At 73.6% G+C, this 21,880-nt stretch carries 18 protein-coding genes; 2 read left to right on the forward strand and 16 right to left on the reverse strand.

Annotated features, from left to right (window positions below):
• Nucleotides 1-5 precede the first annotated feature (5 nt).
• From MUY14_RS15940 to MUY14_RS16010, 15 genes are all read right to left on the reverse strand, one after another.
• Nucleotides 6-815, reverse strand: coding sequence for a CoA ester lyase (locus MUY14_RS15940; protein ID WP_247023790.1), 810 nt, complete (start codon nucleotides 813-815; stop codon nucleotides 6-8).
• A complete protein-coding gene (locus tag MUY14_RS15945; protein WP_247023791.1) occupies nucleotides 812-2,020 on the reverse strand; it encodes a CaiB/BaiF CoA-transferase family protein in 1,209 nt (402 codons plus the stop codon). Before MUY14_RS15945 ends, MUY14_RS15940 begins: the two co-directional genes overlap by 4 nt.
• Entirely contained in the window at nucleotides 2,017-3,885 is a 1,869-nt protein-coding gene (locus tag MUY14_RS46895; RefSeq protein ID WP_281506301.1) for an SUMF1/EgtB/PvdO family nonheme iron enzyme, read from the reverse strand. Before MUY14_RS46895 ends, MUY14_RS15945 begins: the two co-directional genes overlap by 4 nt.
• Nucleotides 3,882-4,766 (reverse strand): ribokinase, encoded by an 885-nt coding sequence (locus MUY14_RS15955; protein ID WP_247023792.1) that lies wholly within the window; start codon nucleotides 4,764-4,766, stop codon nucleotides 3,882-3,884. Before MUY14_RS15955 ends, MUY14_RS46895 begins: the two co-directional genes overlap by 4 nt.
• Nucleotides 4,763-6,052, reverse strand: a complete 1,290-nt coding sequence (locus MUY14_RS15960) for an ADP-ribosylglycohydrolase family protein (RefSeq protein ID WP_247023793.1) — start codon at nucleotides 6,050-6,052, stop codon at nucleotides 4,763-4,765. The genes MUY14_RS15955 and MUY14_RS15960 overlap by 4 nt, the downstream gene beginning before the upstream one ends.
• Nucleotides 6,049-7,203, reverse strand: coding sequence for an ADP-ribosylglycohydrolase family protein (locus MUY14_RS15965; RefSeq protein WP_247023794.1), 1,155 nt, complete (start codon nucleotides 7,201-7,203; stop codon nucleotides 6,049-6,051). The genes MUY14_RS15960 and MUY14_RS15965 overlap by 4 nt, the downstream gene beginning before the upstream one ends.
• Nucleotides 7,204-7,216: 13 nt before the next feature.
• The gene (locus MUY14_RS15970; RefSeq protein ID WP_247023795.1) at nucleotides 7,217-8,497 is read right to left on the reverse strand and encodes an ABC transporter substrate-binding protein; all 1,281 of its coding nucleotides are present in this window, start codon (nucleotides 8,495-8,497) and stop codon (nucleotides 7,217-7,219) included.
• Between the two features lie 53 nt (nucleotides 8,498-8,550).
• Complete coding sequence (locus tag MUY14_RS15975) at nucleotides 8,551-9,378, reverse strand: carbohydrate ABC transporter permease (protein WP_247023796.1); 828 nt, start codon at nucleotides 9,376-9,378, stop codon at nucleotides 8,551-8,553.
• Nucleotides 9,379-9,380: 2 nt separating this feature from the next.
• A complete protein-coding gene (locus MUY14_RS15980; RefSeq protein WP_247023797.1) occupies nucleotides 9,381-10,322 on the reverse strand; it encodes a carbohydrate ABC transporter permease in 942 nt (313 codons plus the stop codon).
• On the reverse strand, nucleotides 10,319-11,323 hold the full coding sequence (locus tag MUY14_RS15985) for a LacI family DNA-binding transcriptional regulator (protein WP_247023798.1): 1,005 nt from the start codon (nucleotides 11,321-11,323) through the stop codon (nucleotides 10,319-10,321). Before MUY14_RS15985 ends, MUY14_RS15980 begins: the two co-directional genes overlap by 4 nt.
• A gap of 222 nt (nucleotides 11,324-11,545) precedes the next feature.
• Nucleotides 11,546-12,370, reverse strand: a complete 825-nt coding sequence (locus MUY14_RS15990) for a hypothetical protein (protein ID WP_247023799.1) — start codon at nucleotides 12,368-12,370, stop codon at nucleotides 11,546-11,548.
• A 154-nt stretch (nucleotides 12,371-12,524) separates the two neighbouring features.
• Entirely contained in the window at nucleotides 12,525-14,723 is a 2,199-nt protein-coding gene (locus MUY14_RS15995) for an FtsX-like permease family protein (RefSeq protein WP_247023800.1), read from the reverse strand.
• Nucleotides 14,724-15,255: 532 nt separating this feature from the next.
• Nucleotides 15,256-15,936 carry an ABC transporter ATP-binding protein gene (locus tag MUY14_RS16000; RefSeq protein ID WP_247023801.1) on the reverse strand — a complete coding sequence of 227 codons (681 nt, stop codon included), beginning with the start codon at nucleotides 15,934-15,936 and terminating at the stop codon, nucleotides 15,256-15,258.
• Nucleotides 15,933-16,454, reverse strand: coding sequence for a PadR family transcriptional regulator (locus tag MUY14_RS16005; RefSeq protein ID WP_247023802.1), 522 nt, complete (start codon nucleotides 16,452-16,454; stop codon nucleotides 15,933-15,935). The genes MUY14_RS16000 and MUY14_RS16005 overlap by 4 nt, the downstream gene beginning before the upstream one ends.
• Before the next feature lie 47 nt (nucleotides 16,455-16,501).
• A complete protein-coding gene (locus tag MUY14_RS16010; protein ID WP_247023803.1) occupies nucleotides 16,502-17,362 on the reverse strand; it encodes an NAD(P)H-binding protein in 861 nt (286 codons plus the stop codon).
• A gap of 75 nt (nucleotides 17,363-17,437) precedes the next feature.
• Here MUY14_RS16010 and MUY14_RS16015 point away from each other — a divergent pair, with 75 nt between their 5' ends.
• Nucleotides 17,438-18,067 (forward strand): TetR/AcrR family transcriptional regulator, encoded by a 630-nt coding sequence (locus MUY14_RS16015; RefSeq protein WP_247023804.1) that lies wholly within the window; start codon nucleotides 17,438-17,440, stop codon nucleotides 18,065-18,067.
• Between the two features lie 130 nt (nucleotides 18,068-18,197).
• Complete coding sequence (locus MUY14_RS16020) at nucleotides 18,198-20,495, forward strand: PQQ-dependent sugar dehydrogenase (RefSeq protein WP_247023805.1); 2,298 nt, start codon at nucleotides 18,198-18,200, stop codon at nucleotides 20,493-20,495.
• 32 nt (nucleotides 20,496-20,527) lie between these two features.
• Here MUY14_RS16020 and MUY14_RS16025 read toward each other — a convergent pair whose 3' ends face one another.
• Nucleotides 20,528-21,814, reverse strand: coding sequence for a sigma-70 family RNA polymerase sigma factor (locus tag MUY14_RS16025; RefSeq protein WP_247023806.1), 1,287 nt, complete (start codon nucleotides 21,812-21,814; stop codon nucleotides 20,528-20,530).
• Nucleotides 21,815-21,880 lie beyond the last annotated feature (66 nt).

Consider the following 21,880-nt stretch of genomic DNA (forward strand, 5'->3'; position numbering starts at 1 on the left):
TCAAGCTAGTCGGCCAGGGACAGCACCGTGCGCGCCTGCTCCACCATGGCCACGTCGAGGAACGTCCCGTCCGGCAACGCGATCGCCCCCACGCCGGCGGCCGTCGCGCCCGCCACCCGCGCGATGACCTCACGCGCCCGCGAAACCTCCTCGCGCGTCGGCAGGAACGCGGCGCGGATCGTCGCCAGCTGCACCGGGTGGATCGCCGTCCGGCCGCGGAACCCCAGCGCCCGGCCCGCGCGGCACGACGCCGCGAGTCCGTCGAGGTCGCGGACGTTCACGTACGCCGACATCGCCGGCGGGGCGAGCCGCGCGGCCCTCGCCGCGACGATCACCCGGCTGCGTGCCCACGTCAGCCCGGCGTCGTCGGCCACGCCGAGGTCCGAGCGCAGGTCCGCCTCGCCCAGCCCGATCGACGCCACCCCCGGCGACGCCGTCGCGATGTCCAGGGCCCGTTCCACGCCCAGCGCGGACTCGATCAGCGGGTGCAGCTCCCGGCCCGGGAGCACCGCGGCGACGGCCCGGACCTCCTCCGGTGCCTCGACCTTCGGCAGCCGCACCCCCACCGGGAGGTCCGCGACCGCCGCGAGGTCGGCCTCGTGCCACGGCGTGCTCGGGTGGTTGACGCGCACCTGCACCGGCCGGGACACCGAAGCGAGCAGCCGCACGGCGTTTTCCCGGGCCTCGTCCTTGCGGGCCGGGGCGACGGCGTCCTCGAGGTCGACGAGGACGACGTCCGCGCCCGACTCCAGGGCCTTGCGCACCCGGTCCGGCCGGTCCGCCGGCGCGTAGAGGAACGTGAGCGGCGGGCTCACACCGCACCCCGGTCCCGCAGCTCGGCCACCCGCTCCGGGGCGAACCCGAGTTCGTCCAGGACCGCGTCGGTGTCGGCGCCGTGCGGCCGCCCGGTGAACCCGATGACGCCGTCGTGGCCCGAGAGCCGGAACAGCGGGCCCTGCATGAGCATCGGCCCCAGCTCGGCGTCGTCGATCTCGTGGATCGTGCCGAGCGCCCGGAACTGCGGGTCGGCGACGATGTCGGCGGCGTCGTAGATCGGCGCCACCGCCGCCTGGGCCCCTTCGAACGCCGTGACGACCTCGTCGCGCGTGCGCTGCCCGATCCACTTGCCGACGGCTTCGTCGAGTTCGTCGGCGTGCCGGGCGCGCTCGGCACCGCCGGCGAACCACGGCTCGTCGGCCAGGTCGGGCCGTCCGACCAGCCGGACCACGCGCTCGGCGATCGACTGGGCCGAGGTGGACACCGCGACCCACTGGCCGTCGGCGGTGCGGTAGGTGTTGCGCGGCGCGTTGTTGATCGACCGGTTGCCGGTGCGCGGCTGGACGGTGCGCAGCTGGTCCCAGCGCGTGATCTGCGGGCCGAGCATGGCCAGCATCGGCTCGATGATCGCGGTGTCGACGACCTGCCCGCGCCCGGTGGTCGCGCGCGCCGCCAGGGCGACCATGATCGCGTACGCCGTGGCCAGGGACGCGACGCCGTCGGCGAGCCCGAACGGCGGGAGTGTCGGCGGGCCGTCCGGCTCCCCGGTGGTCGCCGCGAACCCGCTCATCGCCTCGGCGAGGGTGCCGAAGCCGGGCCGGCTCCGGTACGGGCCGGTCTGCCCGAAGCCGGTGACCCGGGCGAGGACGAGCTCCGGGTTCCAGCTCGCGAGCTCCTCGTACCCGAGGTTCCAGCGCTCGAGGGTGCCCGGGCGGAAGTTCTCGATCACGACGTCGGCGGTGGTGACGAGGGCGAGGAAGACCTCGCGGCCGCCTTCGCTGCCGAGGTCGGCGGTGATCGTGCGCTTGTTCCGGCCGAGCGTCTTCCACCAGAGGTTGACGCCGTCCTTCGCGGCGCCGTGGGTGCGCGAGGGATCCGGCTTGCGCGGGTGCTCGACCTTGATCACCTCGGCCCCCATGTCGCCGAGGTGCATCGCGGCCATCGGCCCGGCGAAGAGCGTGGACGCGTCGACGACGCGCAGCCCGGCCAGCGCCCCGGCGGCGGGGTCGCGGGAGACGCTCACGACGGCACCTCCCAGGCGCACCGGAAGCCCACCGTCGCGCCGCGCGCGAGACCGAGCCCGGGGAGCAGCAGCTTCACGGCGTACCCGGGGTCTTTGCGGCCGCCTTCGACGTACCACTCGGAGCCCTCGGCCGCGTAGTCGCTGCCGCCCTTGAGCATCACGAACCGCGTGCGGCCGTCGGAGTGCTCGCTCTCGGTCCAGTTCCAGACGGCCGGAGTGCCGCGGCGCAGCTGCTCCCCCGCCAGCTGCCATTCGTCCTCGGTCGGCAGGCGGCCACCGCGCCAGGCGCAGTACGCGCGGGCGTCGGCGAGGTCGACGTAGGTGACCGGCTCGTCCGGTTTTCCCCGCCGGGCGAGAAAACGGTGCTTCTGCCGGGGTTCATAACCGGTGGCGGCCACGAACTCCGCGAACTGCGCGACGGTCACCTCCGTGACACCGACCGCGACGGCCGTCGTCAGCTCGCCCTCGCGCTGCAGCGTCCGGGCGTCGTGCAGGCGCGGCGGGAGCGGCTTCCATTCGTCGACGTAGGGCGCGCCCTGGTACATCCCGGTCTCGCGGGCGCGGTACCGGACGGTGAGCACGTACGGGCCCGCCGGGACGACGACGGCGTCTTCGTCCGGCGTCCCTCCGGTCCGTTGTGGACGGACGCGGGCCGCGACCCGGTGCGGGAACCGGGCGTCCGGGTCGTGCGGCAGGGCGGGCAGCTCCGGGCGCCAGCCCTCCGCCGTCGCGCCGATGCCGCGGGCCGGGACCCCGCCGAGGAGGTCGGTGCCGGGCAGCGGGCCGTGGTAGTCGGTGTCGCCGCGGTTGACGAGGGTCCACAGTGTCCTGCCGGGGAGTTCCCAGCGGGACGCGTAAACGCCGGCGGCTTCGGCTTCGGGCGGCAGCTCGGCCAGCGGGGTCCAGTCGCCGTCGAGGAGGAGATCCTTCGCCGCGCGCTGGAGCGTGACCATCCGGCGGACGGTCGCGGCGTCGCGCGCCGACCAGCCGACCCAGACGCCGAAGACGACTTCCCAGACCATGACGCCGACGCCGTTGAGCCACGCCGACTGCAGCTCTTCGCTGTGGTCGCGGTGCCAGCGGCGGACGTGGTGCTGCATGTGCCGCCGCTCGTACCAGTGGGCGCGCAGGACGCCGGGCACGGGCGAGTCGGCGAAGAACTGGGCCCACGACGCCGCGTGGTCCTCGATCCGCTCGACGGCGAGCTTCGATTCGCCTTCGAGGACGATCCCGGGCCGGGCGGCTTCGAGCCGGTCGACGAAGTCCGGCTCGGCCTTCTTGAGCGTGTCGAGGAAGACGCCGTCGGCCGCGAAATCGGCGACGAGCGCGGCGAGTTCGGTGGGGTCGTCCGCACCGCGGCGGGTGCCGACGTCCCAAGGGTTGTAGTCGACGAAGACGCGCAGGCCTTCGTCGTGCAGGGTGCCGATCAGGTCGGCGAGCCCCGGGACGTCGCGGTAGAAGTCCCACTGGTTGCGGTCGTCGAGGCCGATCACCGGGTAGGCGTGCCAGAGGACGACGGCGTCGAGCCCGCCGAAGCGCGCCCGGGCGTCGGCGAGGAAGCGCCCGGGCGTGAAGCGGTCTTCTTCGAACGAGTACAGCAGTTCGTCCCAGAGCCACACCTGGGCGACCGCGTGGCAGGACGCCGCCCACGTCGCTTGGGGACGGTCGTAGGCGGCGCCGGTGTAGCCGTGGCGCTCGCGGGCGTCCTCGCGCCATTCACGCAGCTTCGCGCGCCACGCGGGCCGGTCGGCCGGGTCCCGGGGCGCGGCGAAGATCTTCGCTTCGTCCAAACCGGACAACGGGCCGCGCACCTCGGTGGGCCGGTCGATCGGCCGCGGGACGAGCGGGTCGAACGTGGTGGTCATCGTGCCTTTCCTTCGAGCGCCGCCACTTCCGCGGCGGTGGGGACGGCGGCCTGGGCCCCGGGCCGGGTGACGGCCAGCGCCCCGGCCGCGCCCGCCCGCCGGGCGGCTTCGGGCAGGTCGAGGCCCTGGGCCAGCGCGGCCGCGAGGACGCCGCAGAAGGTGTCGCCCGCGCCGGTGGTGTCCACGGCGTCGACCGGGAGGCCGGGGATCCGCACGGGCTCGGCGTTGCGGCGGAGCACGACGCAGCCCTCGCCGCCGAGGGTGACGACCACCGCGGGCACCCGCGCGAGCAGCTTTTCGGGCTCGCCCGCCAGATCGGCGGCTTCGTGTTCGTTGACGACGAGCAGGTCGACGACGTCCCAGAGCGACGCGGGCAGCTCCCGCGACGGCGCCGCGTTGAGGATCACCAGCGCGCCGGGCCGTTTCGCGGCGGCGGCGGCCGCGACGACGCCGAGCGGGATCTCGAGCTGCGCGAGCACGACGTCGGCCTCGGCGATCCGGTCGGCCTGCGCCGCCCCGATCTCGACGTGGTCGTTGGCGCCCGGGGCGACGACGATGGCGTTCTCGCCGTCCGGGGCCACGGTGATGAAGGCGGTCCCGGTCGGCGCTTCGGCCCGCTCGACGAGGTCGGTGCGGACGCCGGCGCCGCCGAGGGAGACGAGGATCAGGTCGGCGCCTTCGTCTTCGCCGAGCGCGCCGACGAAGGAGGTGTCGGCACCTCCGGCGAGCGCGGCGGCGACGGCCTGGTTCGCCCCCTTGCCCCCGGGGCTGCGGCGAAAGCGGTCGCCGAGGACGGTCTCGCCGGCCTTCGGCGCCCGGGGCACGTCGACGGCGAGATCGACGTTGGCGGACCCCACGACGACAACTCGTCCCCCCGTCATCGGACGGCCTCCGCGAGCGCCGCCGTGCGGGCCGCGAGGTCGGCGATCCGCCGTTCCCCACCCGGCAGCGACGTCGCGATCCGGCCGTCCAGGGGCTTGCTCCAGTACTCGTCGACGCCGCTCAGCGCGCCCACCACTCCCCCGACCGTCGCGGCCGCCGAGTCGGTGTCCCAGCCCGCCGTCACCGCGATCGCGACGCTCGGGCCGAACTCGCCGCCGCCTTTCGCGAGCGCGTACGCGATCACCGCGGCGTTGTTGAGCACGTGCACCCAGTGCAGGTGCCCGTATTCGGCGTGGAGCCGGTCGAGTCCGCTCGCGACATCGCCCGACGCGGCCGCTGAACGTCCGAAGCAGACCGCGGCCGCCAGGTCGCTCGACGCCGGGATCGCGGCCGTCGCCGCGTCGAGGACGTCCTCGACGCTGTCGCACACCATCGCCGCCGAGGCCAGGCCCGCGGCCCACATCGCGCCGTACACGCCGTTGCGCGTGTGGCTCAGCCGGGCGTCCACCGCGGCCAGCCGGGCCGCGGCCCGGACGTCGCCCGGGCTGATCCAGCCGAACACGTCCGCGCGGATCAGCGCGCCGATCCACTCCCGGAACGGGTTGCGGTAGGTGGCGGTCTCCGGGACGGCGCGCGCGTCGAGCAGGTTCCGGTACGCGGCACGCTCCGCCGTGAAGACCCGCCCGGCGGGCAGGTTGTCCAGCCACAGCTGGGCGACGTCCTCGGTCGTGAACCCGCGGCCGCGCTCCTCCACCAGCGACAGCGCCAGCATCGGGTAGTTGAGGTCGTCGTCCTCGGGCATCCCGTCGATGTTCTCTTCGAGCGAGGTAGGGGCCGACCGGCGGTTCCACGGCCACCGCGCGGCCACCTCCGCGGGCAGGCCCACCGCCGTGAACCACCCGTCGAGGGGCCACCGGCCGGTCGCGCGGAGGATCTCCTCGATCCCTTCGCGCGGGATCTTCTCCACCGGCTTGCCGAGCAGGCAGCCCGCGGCCCGCCCGGTCCACGCGTTCAGCTCCCGGCCGCGGGACCCGCGCGGCAGCGAAGGCGCCGGCGGCAGGGCCGGCTCCGGCTCGTTCACCGGAGCGTCCAGCGAATCCAGCAGCTCCCGCGCCAACGGCCGCAGCCCGGGGGCCCCGGGACCGGCGCCGCTCACGGCGGGCACCGGGTCACCGCCCGCCGCGATCCACCGCGCCCGCGCCGCGGCGACGTCCTTTCCCTCCGCTTCGGACTGGACCAGCTCGTGCGGGAGCAGGTCCTCGGGCCGGGCCCAGGTCAGCCTCACGCCGTCTCCTCGAAGAACGCCACCCGGGCCAGCGCCCGCTCGCGGTCGGCCTTCAGGATGTCCGCGGCCGCCGAAGCCAGCAGGTGCCCGGTCTCGCGCAGGTCCATCCGGCTGGCGTCGCCGACCTCTTCGACCCACTCGGCCGGCACCACGGCCGTCCCGCCGAGGCCCGCGCAGATCGCCGCCGCCATCACGGCGATGGAGTCGGCGTCGCGGCCGTAGTTGACGGCCGCCAGCACCGCGCCGCGGAAGTCGCCCCGGTGCGCCAGCACGAACGCCAGCGCGGCGGGCAGTTCCTCGATCGACTTCGTCCGCGAGGGCCGCCGCGCGTCCATCGACATCTCCCGGTAGTGCGGCCCGACCGAGTCGAACGGCGCGACGGTCTCGCGGACGAGAGCCGCCAGCGCGCGTTCTTCCCCGTCGGTGGCCGGGGGGACGGACCGGTCACCGAAGGCCGCCACGACCGCGCGCAGCGCCGCCGCGGTCCCGTCGTGGGCCACGTCCAGCGCGGCTGCGACGACGCCGTCGAGCGTCGCACCGGGCGCGACCGCGGCCGCCACCATCGCGGCCAGCACGCCCGCCGCCTCGCGGCCGTAGCTGGACTGGTGCGCGCCGGTCAGGTCGATCGCCTCGGCGTACGCGGCCCGCGGATCACCCGCGTTGACCACGCCCACCGGGGCGACGTACATCGCCGCGCCGCAGTTGACCACGTTGCCCACGCCCGCTTCCCGCGGGTCGACGTGTCCGTAGTGGAGTCTCGCGACGATCCACTTCTCCGCGAGGAAGACCCGCTGCAGCAGCAGCGCGGTCGACTCCAGCTCCGGTACCCAGCGCGGTTCGCCGATCATCAGCGGCACCAGGTCCTCGGCCATCGCGTACGCGTCGAGGTGCGCCCGGCGCTTCGCGTACACCTCGACGAGCGCCCGCGTCATGAGGGTGTCGTCGGTGATGTGCCCGTCGCCCTTGTGGTACGGCGCGATCGGGCGGGCCGTCCGCCAATCCGGGTACCACGGCCCGACGACACCGGTCACCCGGCCGCCGTGCCGCTCTTCGATCTGCTCGGGTGTCCACCCTTCGGTGGCGCCGCCGAGGGCGTCCCCGACGGCCGCACCGGTGATCACCGCGACGGCCCGGTCTTCCAGCCAGGTCACGAATCCGCTCCTGTCATTTGCTGACGTTCTTCCAGCCGTCCTCGAGCTGCTTCGCGAGGCCGGCCGCGTCGATCTTCTGGGCGAGGAACTGCTGGTAGGCCGGGGTCGCGACGGTGTCCTTCCACTGCGCGTACTTGCCGGCGAACAGGTAGGGCGCCGAGGTCAGGTGCTCGCCCGAGGCGAGGATCGCGTCCCAGCCGTTCTTCCCGGCGAGCTTCGCCGCCAGCGCCTGCCGCGCCGACGTCGTCGGCGGGATCAGGGCGTCGGCCTCGTTGATCGCGGCCAGGTTTTCGGTGCCGGTGAAGAAGTCCACGAACTCCGCGGCCTCCTTGACGTGCGCCGAGTCCTTGTTCACCGACAGCGTCTGCGGGTTCGCGGCCTGCGCGGGCCCGGCCGAGCCGGCCAGCGGCGGCAGGACTACCCAGTCGAAGCCCTTCGGCGCGTCCTTGGCGATGTTGGCCGCCTGGTAGGAACCCTGGACCGTCATCGCGGTCTGCCCCGCGTAGAACGGCGCCAGCGCCTTCGTGCCGGACTGCGTCAGCGTGACCGGCAGGATCGAGTGGTCCTGGTGCGCCATCGCGTCGACGAGCTGCGGCAGCGCCTGCTCCCCCGGCCCGGCCGTCAGCTTGGCGTCGTTCCCGGTGCCCTCGAAGTACTTCCCGCCGAACCCCGGCGCGAGCGCGACGAACGCCGCCGTCGGGCTCGACAGGCCCCAGCCGAGACCGAACTTGCCGTCCTTGGTCGTCGCCTTGGCGATCTCGCGCAGCTGGTCCCACGTCATCGAGGCGCCGGTCGGGATCGTGACGCCGGCCTGCTGCAGCTGGGTCTTGTTCGCGAAGACCACATAGGACTGCAGCTCGGTCGGCTGGGCGATCACCTTGCCCTCGACCGTCACCGAGTCGAGGACGCCCTTCGGGATGTCCGCGCGCTTCTCCGCCGAGAGGTACGGCGTGAGGTCGGCGAGGAAGCCGTCGGTGGCGAACGGCGCGATCCCGGCCGCCTCGTAGTGCACGATGTCGGGCGCCGAACCGGCGTTGAACTGGGTGATCAGCTTGTCGTAGACGCCGTCCCAGCCCGCCTGCACGATCTTGACCTGCACGCCGGGGTGGGCCTTGTTCCAGTCGCCGACGATCTTCTGCGTCGCGGCGATGGCCGCGGGCTGGTCGGACAGGGACTGGAAGGTGAGGGAGACCGGGCCGTCCCCGCTGTCGCCGGAGCCGCCGCCACCGCAGGCGGTGAGCAGCAGTCCGACGGCGGCCAGTGCGCCGGCAACCAGGGTGCGTCGTGTCTTCATCGACCGACCTTTCGCGCTTCTGTTGAGGGACAGAGCCTCTGAGGGGCAGGGGTTCATCCCTTCACCGCCCCGGCCATCAGGCCGCCGGTGAGCTTCTTCCGCAGGATGCCGAAGAAGACGATGCTGGGGATGGCCGCGAGCACGGCGCCCGCGGCGAGCGGACCGAGGGCGACCTTGCCCTCGCCGCCGATGAACATGGTGAGGGTGATGGGCAGGGTGTAGTTCTCCGGCGACTGCAGCAGCACCAGTGCGAAGAAGAATTCGTTCCACGACGAGACGAAGCTGAACATCGCGGTCGCGACGACGCCGGGGGCGAGCAGCGGGAAGACGATCGTGCGCAGCACCGTCAGCCGGCTCGCGCCGTCCATCGCCCCGGCTTCCTCGAGCTCCACCGGGATCGCGGCGACGTAGCCCTGCAGCATCCACAGCGCGAACGGCAGCATGTACGTCGTGTGCACGAGCGTCAGGCCGGCCAGGTTGTCGGCCAGGCCGAGCGTCCGCAGGATGAGGAACAGCGGCAGGATGATCAGCACCACCGGGAACACCTGGCTGACCAGGATCCAGCCGACGCCGGCCGCGCGCACCTTCCCCTTGAGCCGCGCGAGGACGTACGCGGCGGGCACGGCGATGACGACCGACAACGCGGTCGAAGCCAGCGCGACGACCAGGCTGTTGGCCGCGGACCGGACCAGGCCCTGCTTGTTCAGCGCTTCGGTGTAGTTGTCCCAGTGCCACTCGCCCGGCAGCAGGCTCACCGTCAGCGAGTTCAGCTCGCCCGACGACTTCACCGACGCGGAAACAAGCCACAGCAACGGGAATCCGAGGAACAGGATGTAGAGCGCGAGGGCCGCGTACTGGGCCGGGCGCACGAGGACGCGCATGGTCACCGCCCCTTCGCGGCGCGGTCGTCGCGGAACTGCGACCGCAGGTAGACGGCGAGGATGAGCACGACCACGACGACGAGCACCAAGCCCATCGCGGCGGCGTAGCCGATCTCGCGGTTCTTGAAGGCTTCCAGGTAGATGAACAGCACCGGCACCATCGTCTTGCCGCCCGGCCCGCCCGCGGTGAGCACGTAGACCAGCGAGAACGAGTTGAAGTTCCAGATGAAGTTCAGCGACGTGATCGACGTGACGATCGGCCGCAGGCTCGGCCAGGTCACCGCGGTGAACCGGCGCCAGGCACCCGCGCCGTCGACCGACGCGGCTTCGTGCAGCTCGGCCGGGATCTGTTGCAGGCCCGCCAGGAGCGTCACCGTCGTCTGCGGCATGCCGACCCAGACGCCGACGACGATCACCGCGGGCAGCGCGGTGGAGAAGTCGCCGAGCCAGTTGACGTCGTCGGGCAGGCCGACGCCGCCGAGGAAGGCGTTGAGCGGGCCGCCGTTGGCCGAATAGATCATCTGCCACATGATCGCCACGACGACCGGCGGCATCGCCCACGGGATCAGGGCGAGCACCCGCGTCAGGCCCTGCAGTTTCAGCCCGGAATTCAGCAGCAGCGCCAATCCCATCGCCGCGGCGAGCTGGAGCAGGGTGACGCCGACGGTCCAGATCATGCCGATCCGCAGCGAGTCCCAGAACAGGTCGTTGCCGGCGAGCCGGGTGAAGTTGTCGACGCCGGCGAAGCCGTAGTCGGGGTGGCGCACCAGGCGCGCGTCGGTGAAGGCGAGGAAGATGCCTACGACGAGCGGGGCGACGCTCAGCACGAGGATCGGGATCAGCGACGGGAGAACGAGGGCGATCGCCTCGCGCCGCCGGGTGCGCGCCAGGACGGGCTTCTTCTTCCCGGGCGCCGGCGCCGGGCGCGTCAGGGTCGCGGTCACGCCGCACCTCCGGTCGACTCGCGGACCATCAGCTCCGGGCCGACGGCGATCTGCTGCGCCCGGTGGTCCGGGTCGTCGGTGAGCTGGAGCATGATCCGCGCCGCCGCGCGCCCGCGTTCGGTCGAACCGAGGGACACGCTGGTCAGGCTCGGCTGGAAGACGCGGCCGAGCTCGGTGTCGTCCATGCCGGTGACGGCGACGTCTTCGGGCACGGACAGCCCCTTTTCGCGGACCGCGCGGATCGCGCCGATGGCGAGCAGGTCGTTGGCCGCGACGAGCGCGTCGACCGGGCCGCGGGCGAGCAGCGCCCGGGCGGCTTCGAGGCCCGCGGCGACGGTGAAGTCGGCGGCGATCTCCTGGTCCACCCGCTCGAAGGCGGTGGTCTCGGTGGCGCCGTCGAACCCGCGCTGGCGGGACGCGCCGGGCGTCGTGTCGAGCGGCCCGTTGAGGAACCCGATCCGGCGGCGGCCGATGGCGTGCAGGTGCGCCACGGCCGCGCCGATCCCGCCCGCGGAGTCGGTGGAGACCGAGCTGATCCCCCGGTCGTCCAGCGCCCGGCCGATCACGACGACCGGGACGGGCGCCCGCTGGATTTCGGCGATGAGCCGGTCGTCGGTGCGCAGCGGGGTGACGATCATGCCGTCGACGAAGCCGCTGTTGAGGCTGCGGACGAGTTCGGTGGTCGAGGTCGCGGTGTCGCCGGTGGTCATCACGACGACGCGGTAGCCGTGCGGTTCGAGCACCTCGTGGATGGCGCGCATCATCTCGACGTAGACGGGGTTCCCGATGTCGGCGACGGCGAAGGCGACCTGGAAGGTCTTCTTCAGCCGCAGCGACCGCCCGATCGCGTCCGCGCTGTAGCCGAGCTCGGCGGCCGCGGCGCGGACGCGCTCGACCATCGCCGGGCTCGCGCCCGTCCCGTGCAGCGCACGGGAGGTCGAGGCCAGGGAGACCCCGGCGCGCTCGGCCACCTGCAACAGCGTGGCGCGTGGTGACGTCATCGTCGCTTCCACCCTCGAGTCAGGTGCTGGAAACGTTTCCAAGTTCGGAAGCAGTGCTTGGAAACGTTTCCAATCGGATTAATCCTGATACTCGCACCCGCTCGGCGGCCGTGTCAACACAGCACGCCCGACGTCATGAACGAGTCGTTCATGACGTCGGGCGAGGTGAACGGGTCGTTCACGACATCCGGAACCGTCCCGGCCGACGCGACGGCCGGTCGCTCAGCCGACGATGTCGATGTCGAAGGGCTCCGCGGCGCTGTACTCGAGGTCCGCCCACAGCGCGCCCGGCAGCGTGAAGCGCCGGTGGGAGATGAGGCGGTCGTCGTAGTCCGGGTCGGACTTCGGGTTGTGGCCGACGCCGACCTTGTCCGAGCCCCACGCGAAGATGTTGCCGACCCACATCGGCTTCGCCACGCCGTCGCGGTTGATGCGCGGGCGGACGACGATCGCGGCGCCGGCGCTGCCGGAGAGGGTGAGCCGGACGGTGTTGGAGCCGGCGTTGGGCGGGGTGACCGTGATGCGTTCCATGAACTCCACTCCGGGTTCGGTGGCAAGGGGTGCCGACGACGGCCCGTCGACGCCGGGCCAGAAGTCGGCCACGACGGAGACGTCGATGCCGGGCGCGACGTCGAGCAGGTACTGCGCCGCGATCGCGCCGGGCGGGATCTCGCGCCGCCCGGTGGCCGTCGCGATCCAGTACAGCGGCGGTTCGACGTCCTGGTCGGCGAACGCGGCCTTCACCTTCGGCCACGTCGACCGGTTGCAGTAGACGACCGGGTGCGCGAACCCCGACCCGCGCCGCATCGCCGCCCAGCCGGGCGCTTCCTCGGGCCGCGCGTCGCCGGGCTCGACGTCGAGGACGTGACCGTCGTCCGTGGACGCCTTCTTGGCGATCCGCACCTTCAGCGCGTCCGGGAACAGCGCCCAGTCGGCGTCGGTCCACGGCGCGAGCCTGATCCGGTCGATGTACCCGGCCACCAGCACGGGCCGCCGGTCCTTCTTCAGGATGTTGCGCGCGGTGAGCGCGTCGTACATGGTGCGCATCGGCTGCCTCGAAACTCGGCTCGGCGGACATCTGCCCGTCCACCATCGCCGAGTCCGAGGCGGCCCCGCCACGGCGAAGAGGGCGCCCCTTCGGGCAGCATCGCCGTCCCTGCCGAACAGTCGGCGCGGATTCCGGTGCGCCGCACCGGTTCCGTCACTCTTCCCGCAACTGCTCCAGGCTCGCGGTGCGCCACAACGCGGGCAGTGTCACGGCGGTCACGAACAGCACCGAGGCGGCCGCGGTCGCCGTCAGCACGCCGATCGTCGCCAGGTCGACCGCGACCGGGCGGTGCACCACCAGGGTGAGCAGCAGCCAGTCGAGCCCGAGCCCGGCGAGCACGGCGACGACGACCGCCACCGCGACCGGGATCGCCAGCTGCCACACCAGGGACCGGGCGAGCACCCCGCGTCCGACGCCGTTCGCCATCAGCGCGGCGAGACTGCGCCGTCGTTCGCGGAGCTGTTCCCACGCCGCGATCAGCAGGCTGCCCGCGGCGAGCAGCAGCACGAGGACCGAGCCGACCGACAGCACCCGCGTGATGAGGGCGTAGGTGCCGTCCCGTTCGGTGCCGAGCGAAGCGACGGCTCCGTTCCAGCCCACGACGTTGCGCACCCGCTCGACGACGTCCGGCCCGGCGTCGGGAATCCGCGCGTTCGAACTCAGCCCGGCGCTCGTCGTCGTGCCGAGTGCTCCCGGCGTGACGAGCAGCGCCGACCCTTCACCGGCGCGCACGTGGTAGCGGTCCACCGGTACCGTCCACTGTGGATTGCCGCCGGTCGTGAACGAGACCCTTTCGCCGGGTCCGGGTGCCCCGGGGCCCTCCGCGTAGACGTCGCCGTCGCGGCAGCCGGCGATCGCGAGTTCGGCGCACGGCGCCACCACGAGGGACTTCCGCTCCCCCGCCGCGGTCCGCACCAGCCCGCGGGTTTCCACCGGGACGCCGCCCAGCCCGGGCAGGGCGTGCAGGGCGGTGGTGAACGCCTCGACGTCGGCGAGGTTCGCGGCGAAGGCGGTCGCGAACACCTGGACGTCCCCGGGCGGCGGCCGGTCGCTCTCCGCCCGCGCGTAGACCCCTTGCAGCGCAATGGATCCGGCGAGCACGACGGCGATGCCACCGACCAGCCGGGCCGCCGTCGCGCTGTCGAGCTGGAGCCGGCGCACGGCCAGCAGCCAGGCGGGCGAACCGCCGTGCAGCGCGCCGGCGACGCGCTCGACCAGCCACGGCAGCACGAGCGGCACGGCGGTGAGGACGAGCACGACACCGGCGATCACGGCGGGGTCGAGCGCGTCTCCGGCCCCGGCGCGGACGGCCAGCAGCACCCCGCCGGCGACCGCGGGCAGCAGGCGCCACCAGAGTTTCCGCCGCACCCGCGTCCCGCGCCGCACGACCCCGAGCGGCTCGACGACGACCCGCCGCAGCGCGAAGACGGCCGCCGCGCACGCCAGCAGCGGGAGCGCGAGGAGTGCGGGCACACCGAGGCGCCAGTCGGGCAGGACGTCGGCGGCGAAGATGCCACCGCGGAAGGCGGACACGGTGATCCGCGGGACGAGCGCGCGCACGAGCAAGAACAGCGCCCCGCCGACGACGAGCCCGGCGAACGACCCGAGCAGCGCCTCCCCGGCGGCGATCCGGCGCACCTGCCCGCGGTCCGCGCCGACCAGCCGCAGCGCGGCCAGCCGCCGATCGCGCGCGGCCGCGGCGAGCCGGGTGCTCGTGACGACGAAGACGAACACCGGCACGAGGCAGGTCGTCGCCCCGACCACGACGAGCAGCAGTTCGAGCGGATCGAGCCCGCGCCGGACGGGCGAACCCCCGAACCCGCTGACGGCGACGGCGTCGGGCTGCGTGGCGACGGTCGCGGAGCCGACGTAGAAGTACAGCTCGTTCGGCCCGGTCAGCCCGGCGTCGCCGATGGTGCCGATCACCCGCTGCGCGAAGCGCGGGCGCAGCAGTTCCCCTTCCGGCGACTGCAGGAGTGCGGCGAGCGCGGGCGAAAGCACGGCCTCACCGGGACCAGGCAGCCGTCCGACCCCGGGAACGGCGGGCGTCCGCGGTCCGGTGGGCTGCACGAGGTAGCCCTGGAGACCGCTTCCACGGAACTCGTCGTTGCGCCCGACGGCGTAGACGGGATCGACGCCCTCGACAACCCCGGCGACGGCCGTGCGCCCGGCGGACCGGTCGGCCCGCGCGCCGAGCATGTGGGGAAGCGAGGTGGCGGTGAGGAGCACGACCACACCGAGCCCGACCCCGACGGCGGTCAGTGCGAGCCGCGCCCACGCGGTCCGGACACCTCCGCCGCCGAGGGCGAGCCGCATCCCGAGCCCGAAGTCGGTGGCCCAGCGCCGGATCATCGGACCACCTCCGTCTGGCGAACCGGCAGGCGGAGGGCAAGGTCGGTCACCCGGCGCGGGCCGGCGTTGAGTCGCCGGGTCCCACGCACCCAGCGCCGGTTGGCCTCGAGCCACCCTTCCCGGCGCATCACCCGACCCCGGTCGGCCTGACGCCACCGAACCCCGCGCACCGCCCAGCGCCGGTCGGCCCCGAGCCACCCCAGCCCACGCACCACCCAACCCCGGTCGGCCTCACGCCACCGAACCCCGCGCACCACCCGACGCCGGTCGGCCCCGAGCCATCCCTCCCGACCCATCACCCAACGCCGGTCAGCCCCGGGCCATCCCAGCCCACGCACGACCCAACCCCGGTCAACCCCGAGCCACCGAACCCCGCGCACCACCCAACCCCGGCCCACGCCGCCGCCAAGCCGCCGGGGCCCACCGTGCACCGCGCCTACCAGCCGCGGACCGGGCGTCGGCTCCGATACCCGAAGTCGCCTCTCCCCCGACCGCCGCCGCAGCGGGGGGTCGGCCGCCGGCCGGAGTTCGGTCATCGGGTCACCTCCAGCTGGCGGGTCCGGCCGTCGCGGACGACGACCTCGCGGTCCGAATACGCCGCCACCCGGGGCTCGTGGGTCACCAGGACCACCGCCGCGTCGCGGTCGCGGGCCGCGGTCGTCAAGAGCTGCATCACCTGCTCCCCGTTGAGGGAGTCCAAGGCTCCCGTCGGCTCGTCCGCGAACACCACACGCGGGTCCGTCACCAGTGCGCGGGCGACCGCCACCCGCTGGCCCTGCCCGCCCGACACCTCCCCCGGCCGCTTCCCCTCGATGCCGGTCAGGTCCAGCTCCGCCAGCATCGCGCGCCCGCGCTCCGCGGCGACCCGGCCGCGCACGCCGTTCAACCGCAGGGGCAGCGCCACGTTCTCCAGGCACGTCAGCTCCGGCACCAGCTGCCCGAACTGGAACACGAACCCGAAGTCCGTGCGCCGCAACGCCGAACGCGCGCGGTCGGTCAGGCCGGCCAGGTCGGCGCCGTCGTAGCGGACCGTGCCGCCGTCCGGCCGGACGATCCCGGCCAGGCAGTGCAACAGCGTCGACTTGCCCGCCCCCGACGGCCCCATCAGCGCCACGACCTCGCCCGCGCGGACCCGCAGGCTCGCCCCCGCCAGTGCCTCGGTCGGCCCGTAGGCCTTCCGCACCTCCGCCGCCTCCAGCAGCACCTCGCTCACGCGATCTCCTTCGCCAGCTGGCCGAGCCGGGCCGCGGTCAGCTCCAGCCAGCGGAGGTCGGCCTCCAGGTGGAACAGCGCGTGGTCGCAGATCAGCTGGTCGACGAGATCACCCGCGGTCTTGCGGCGGGTCAGCTCGCGCATGGCGTCGAGGTGGGCCGACCGCTGGACGTCGAGGACCTCGGCGGCCGGCCGCCCGGACAGCAGCGCGAGCACCACCTTCGTGTACAGCGTGTTCTGCAGGTACGCCTCGGGCTTCTCCGGCGTCTCCAGCCACGTCCCGACGTCGGCGACCCCGGCGTCGGTGATCGCGTAGCGCTTCCGCTCGGGGCCGCCGTCCACCTCGACGCCGTCGGCCTCGACGAGCCCCTGCTTCAGCAGCCGCGCGAGGGTCGAATAGACCTGGCCGTAGTGCACGCGTCGGTCGTGCCCGAACCGGTCGTCGTAGGCGCGTTTCAGGTCGTAGCCGTGCCGCGGGCCGCTCTCCAGCAGCCCGAGCAAGGTCAGTCCGATCGACATGCGGGCCACTGTACACAGTGTGTATAGCTAGGGTTTATACACCCTGTTCATAGTGAAATCGCCGAGGCCAGGACCGCTCGGAGCGGCGTCGCCGGACGCCCCAGCAGCTCTTCGAGCGAAGGCCCGGTGACGGCGAATTCGCCCCGGCGAGCCGCGTGGAACATGCCGAGCAGCAGCGTCGCCTGCGCCTCCGGGACACCGTGCCCGGTCAAGCCGGCCACCCACTCGCCGTCCTCGGCCACCACGCGCCGGATCGGGCGGCCGGTGAGCTCGGTGAGCAGGGCGGCGACGTCGCCGAGGTCGAGGGCGGCCGGCGCGGTCAGCGGCGGCGTCGGCCCGTCGAACCGGCCCTCGTCGGCCAGGACGACGGCCGCCGCCTCGGCGAGGTCGGCGTGCGCCGTCCACGACACCGGCCCGTCGGCCGGGGCGACCAGTTCGCCGGTCCGCAGCGCCTCCCCGAGCAGCAGCGGGACGGTGGCGGCGTAGAACCCGTTGCGGAGCACGGTGAACGGCGAGCCCGCCGCCGCGAGGTGGCGTTCGGTCGCCGCGTGGTCGGGCATCGGCGCGAAGAGCGAGTCCGCCGCGGCCGCCTGGTGGCTCGTGTAGAGCACGCGCTTCACCCCCGCTTCGCGCGCGGCGTCGATCGCCGCGGCGTGGTGCGCGACAGCCGTGTCGCCGGTCGCGTCCGTCGAGACGACGAGGACCTGCGTCGCGCCCTCGAACGCCTCGGCCAGCGAGGCCGGGTCGGCGAAGTCGCCGCGGCGCACGCGGACGCCCCGCTCGGCGAGCCCGGCCGCGCGGGCGGGCTCGCGGACGCTCACGCCGATTTCGCCGGCCGGAACCCGGTCGAGGAGGTGGGCGACGACCTGCGAGCCGAGCTTGCCGGTGCCCCCGGTGATGACGATCATGGTGCTTCCCTTCGTTACCGTTGTTAGTAACCACGTTAGCACCATTGTTAGCAGAAGTGCGTTACCATCGAAACCATGAACCGGACGGAAGCCCGCGAGAAGATCGTCGAAACCGCCGCGCGGCTGCTCCAGGAGCACGGCGCGGCGGCGGTGACCGTCCGCGCGGTCGCCCAGGCGGCCGGCCTGCAGGCACCGGCCCTCTACCGGTTCTTCGAGGACAAGGACGCGCTGCTCGACGCGGTCGCCGAGCACGTCTTCACCACCTACGTCGCCGAGAAGTCCGGCACCGCCGGCACCGGCGACCCGGTCACCGACCTCCGGACGGGCTGGGACGCGCACATCGGCTTCGGCCTCGCCAACGCGGCCCTGTTCGGCCTGCTCGTCGTCCCCGGCCGCGTGTCCCCGGCGGCGGAGGCGGGCCTGGCCGTGTTGCGCGGCCGCATCCGCCGCGTCGCGGAGGCCGGCCGCCTGCGCGTCCCCGAGCCGCGCGCGGTCGACCTGGTCCACGCCGCCGGCACCGGCACGGTGCTCGCCCTGCTGGCCGCGCCGCCGACCGGCCGCGACCCCGGTCTCGCCGACGCGATGTGGGAGGCGGTCGCGCACCGGATCCTGACCGACGTCCCGACGCCGGACGCCGCGCCCGCGCCGCTCACCGACGCCGAACGCGCACTGCTGGCCGAATGGCTGTCCCGGCCGCGGCAGTGAGTCATTCACCCTCCGGGGGTTTGCGCGATTCGTGGACACTTTTGTCTGCGGTGTAACAACTTTCGGACTCCCCGCGCCATAGGGGACAGCGTTCGCGCTTGTCCGGTCCCCGCCACCCCAGGAGTTCGTGATGAGTTCTCGTCGCTCCACGCTTCCGCGAAGATCCCGACGTGCCTTGGCTTTGGGCGTCGTCGTGCCGCTCGCCCTCGGCTTGGCCGTGGCCGCCGCGCCACCGGCCGCCGCCGTGCCGGCCGGGTTCGCCGACACCGTCGCCATCGGCGGCCTGACCTCGCCGACCGCCGCGGCGTTCGCGCCCGACGGGCGGGTGTTCATCGCCGAGAAGAGCGGCCTGGTCAAGGTCTTCGACTCCCTCGCCGACCCGGCCCCGACCGTGTTCGCCGACCTGCGCACCCCGACCCAGGACTTCTGGGACCGGGGCCTGCTCGGGCTCGCGATCGACCCGGGCTTCCCCGCCCGGCCGTACGTCTACGTCTCCTACACCCTCGACGCCGAGCCGGGCGGCACCGCGCCGCGCTGGGGCGACACCTGCCCCACGCCGCCGGGCGCGACGGACCAGGGTTGCGTCGTCACCGGCCGCGTCTCCCAGCTGACCATGGGCCCGGCCGGGACCGCGATCAGCGAGAAGCCGCTGGTCACCGGCTGGTGCCAGCAGTTCCCCAGCCACTCGATCGGCTCGCTCGCCTTCGGCCCGGACGGCGCCCTGTACGCGGGCGGCGGGGACGGCGCCAGCTTCAACTTCGCCGACTACGGCCAGGTCGGGAACCCCTGCGCCGACCCGCCCTCCCCCGCCGGCACGAACCTCTCGCCGCCGTCGGCCGAAGGCGGCGCGCTGCGCTCGCAGTCCCCGCGCCGGGCGGCCGGACAGCCGGTGCTGCTCAACGGCACGATCCTGCGCATCGACCCCGACACCGGCGCCGGGCTGCCCGGCAACCCGTTCGCGGGCAGCGCCGACGCCAACGCCCGCCGCATCATCGCCTACGGCGCGCGCAACCAGTTCCGGTTCGGCTTCCGGCCGGGCACGAGTGAACTGTGGGCCGGCGACGTCGGCTGGAACACGTGGGAAGAGATCAACCGCGTCGCGAACGTCGGCGACGCCGTGGCCGAGAACTTCGGCTGGCCCTGCTTCGAGGGCAACGCCCGGCAAGCCGGCTACGACGGCGCGAACCTCGACCGCTGCGAATCGCTCTACTCGGCGGGCGGCCAGACCGCGCCGTACTACGCCTACAACCACAACGCCAAGGTCGTCGCGAGCGACCCGTGCCCGACCGGCGGCTCCTCGATCAGCGGCATCGCCTTCGAAGCCGGCAGCAACTACCCCGCCGAGTACGCCGGCGCGCTGTTCTTCGCCGATTCCTCGCGCGGCTGCATCTGGGCGATGCAGGCGTCCGGCGGCCAGCCCAGCCCGAGCCGCCTGGTGCCGTTCGTGACCGGGGCCAACGTGCCCGTCCAGGTGCTCACCGGCCCCGGCGGCGACCTGTTCTACGTCGCACTCGGCGCCGGCGAGCTCCGCCGCGTCAGCTACCCCGGCGGCACCAACCGGCCGCCGGTCGCCGCGGCCACGGCGACGCCGTCGAGCGGCCCCGCGCCGCTCACCGTCCAGTTCGACGGCACCGGCTCGACCGACCCCGACGCCGGGGACACCCTGAGCTACGCCTGGGACCTCGACGCCGACGGCGCGTACGACGACTCCGCGGCGCCGCGGCCCACCTGGACGTACGGCACGGCGGCGGCGGTCGACGCGGGGCTGCGGGTGACCGACTCGCACGGCGCGACGGCGACCACGACCGTCCGCGTCACCATCGGGAACCCGGCCGGGCTCGACCCGGTGCCGGTCATCGACACGCCCGACGCCGCGCTCACCTGGTCGGTCGGCCAGACCGTGCCCTTCGCCGGGCGCGCGATCGACGCCCAGGACGGTCAGCTCCCGCCCTCGGCGCTGTCGTGGCGGCTCGCGATCCGGCACTGCGCGGCCAACGGCACCTGCCACACCCACAACGTCCAGGACTTCCCGGGCGTGGCTTCGGGGTCGTTCGTCGCACCGGACCACGAGTACCCGTCGTACCTGCAGCTGACGCTGACCGCGACGGACTCGACCGGCCGCACCGGGACCAAGACGATCGACCTGCAGCCGAAGACGGTGGCGCTGAACTTCACGTCGAGCCCGAGCCAGGCGATGCTCACCGTCGGCGGGACCCAGCAGCGGACCCCGTTCTCCCGCACGGTGATCGCCGGATCGACGAATTCGATCAGCGCGAACAGCCCGCAGAACCTGCCGCCGCTCAACCTGAAGTACGCCTTCACGAGCTGGGCGCACGGCGGGGCGCGCACGCAGAACGTCGTCGCGCCGCCGGCCGGGGCGACCTACCAGGCGAACTTCCGGCTCTGCTGGCTGCTGCAGCCCTGCTGACCGGGTGGCCCGGCCCCCGCGCGGGGGCCGGGTCAGCCCTTGGGCTCCTTCGTCTTCTCCGCCTTCTTCGACTCCTTCGCCGCCTGCTTGGACTCCTTGGCGGCTTCCTTCGACGCCTGCTTCGACTCCTTCGCGGCTTGCCTGGACTCCTTCGCCGCTTGGTTGCCGTTCGCCGATTGGTTGCCGTCCGCGGCCGTCTCGCCGGCGCCGGTGGTCTCGGCCTGCTCCTCGCCCGCCGCCGCTTCCCCGGACTCCCCCGGCGTCGGCGGCACCGACGTCACCTGAGCTGCCGAGGCCGGTTGCGAACCGCTGCCCGCGGCGGGCACGCCCGCCGCGGGCCGGGTTTCCGCCGGCTGCGAAGCCGCACCGTCGGCGCCCGGCGCCGGCGCGAGGTCGGACGTGCTGGCGCCGATGGTCACGGTCGTGACCAGCGCCGCGCTCGCCGCGGCCACCTTCGCCGCCGTCGCCCACGACAACGCCGACGTGCTCGCCGCGGCACCGGACGAGGCGAGCGATCCCGTGGCGGACAACCACTGCGACACGATCGGGACGCCCAGGATGAGCGGGGCGATCGCGCCGGGCAGTTCTTCGTTGAGCAGCCGGAGGCCGCCGGCGAGTTCCCGGCAGTCGGGGCAGCGGTCGAGGTGGCTGGTGATCCGGTGGGCCTTGTGGTCCCCGATCCCGTCGCGCACGTACCGGGCCAGCTGCCCGGAGACGACCTTGCAGTTCCGCCGCCGCGCGGCCGGGACGTGCTGGTCCAGGTAAGCCTGGCGCAGCCCTTCGCGGGCGCGGTAGGCCAGCGCGGCGACGCCGTTGGGCGTCATCCCGATGTCGGCGGCGATCCGCGCGGGCGATTCGCCGTCGATTTCGGTCCGCCACAGGACAGTTCGCCACCGTTCGGGCAGGCTCGCGAACGCATCCGCGGCGACGCTCGCGTGCAGCCGGCTGTCCACCGGCTCGTCGCTCCGTTCGCCCGGCATTACGTCCGGCACCTCGGCGACGAGCGAGACCGCCGAGTCCCGCCGCCGCCAGCTGATCATCGTGTTCCGGATGGTGGTCAGCAAATACGGCCGGAAATCTTCGTCCGGACCGTCGCCGGAGCGCAGAATCCGTAGTACGCGGGTGAATCCTTCCGCGATCAGGTCGTCCCGCTCGGCCTCGTCGGCCGCGATCGCGGCCGCCACCCGGCGCGCGGCCCCGAGGTGCCGGTCGTACAACCGGCCGTACGCGGCGATGTCCCCGCCGCGCACCGCCTCGATCAAAGCCGCGTCGCTCGGGCCGTCCACCGTCCCGGCCACCGCCGGCACCACCTCGGTCACCACACCCCCTCGCCCGTGCGCTTGCACGTGCAGAACGTTCCGCGAATAGTCGCGCAACGAGTGACA

It is taken from the genome of Amycolatopsis sp. FBCC-B4732 (assembly GCF_023008405.1).
GTDB lineage: Bacteria > Actinomycetota > Actinomycetes > Mycobacteriales > Pseudonocardiaceae > Amycolatopsis > Amycolatopsis pretoriensis_A.

Excerpts from the sequence above, each read along its gene's own strand:
- MUY14_RS46895 (WP_281506301.1), bottom strand. The coding sequence starts at position 3,885 with ATGACCACCACGTTCGACCCGCTCGTCCCGCGGCCGATCGACCGGCCC.
- MUY14_RS15955 (WP_247023792.1), bottom strand. The coding sequence starts at position 4,766 with ATGACGGGGGGACGAGTTGTCGTCGTGGGGTCCGCCAACGTCGATCTC.
- MUY14_RS15970 (WP_247023795.1), bottom strand. The coding sequence starts at position 8,497 with ATGAAGACACGACGCACCCTGGTTGCCGGCGCACTGGCCGCCGTCGGA.
- MUY14_RS15975 (WP_247023796.1), bottom strand. The coding sequence starts at position 9,378 with ATGCGCGTCCTCGTGCGCCCGGCCCAGTACGCGGCCCTCGCGCTCTAC.
- MUY14_RS15985 (WP_247023798.1), bottom strand. The coding sequence starts at position 11,323 with ATGACGTCACCACGCGCCACGCTGTTGCAGGTGGCCGAGCGCGCCGGG.
- MUY14_RS15990 (WP_247023799.1), bottom strand. The coding sequence starts at position 12,370 with ATGCGCACCATGTACGACGCGCTCACCGCGCGCAACATCCTGAAGAAG.
- MUY14_RS15995 (WP_247023800.1), bottom strand. The coding sequence starts at position 14,723 with ATGATCCGGCGCTGGGCCACCGACTTCGGGCTCGGGATGCGGCTCGCC.
- MUY14_RS16005 (WP_247023802.1), bottom strand. The coding sequence starts at position 16,454 with ATGTCGATCGGACTGACCTTGCTCGGGCTGCTGGAGAGCGGCCCGCGG.
- MUY14_RS16010 (WP_247023803.1), bottom strand. The coding sequence starts at position 17,362 with ATGATCGTCATCACCGGGGGCACCGGCAAGCTCGGCTCGCAGGTCGTC.
- MUY14_RS16015 (WP_247023804.1), top strand. The coding sequence starts at position 17,438 with ATGAACCGGACGGAAGCCCGCGAGAAGATCGTCGAAACCGCCGCGCGG.
- MUY14_RS16020 (WP_247023805.1), top strand. The coding sequence starts at position 18,198 with ATGAGTTCTCGTCGCTCCACGCTTCCGCGAAGATCCCGACGTGCCTTG.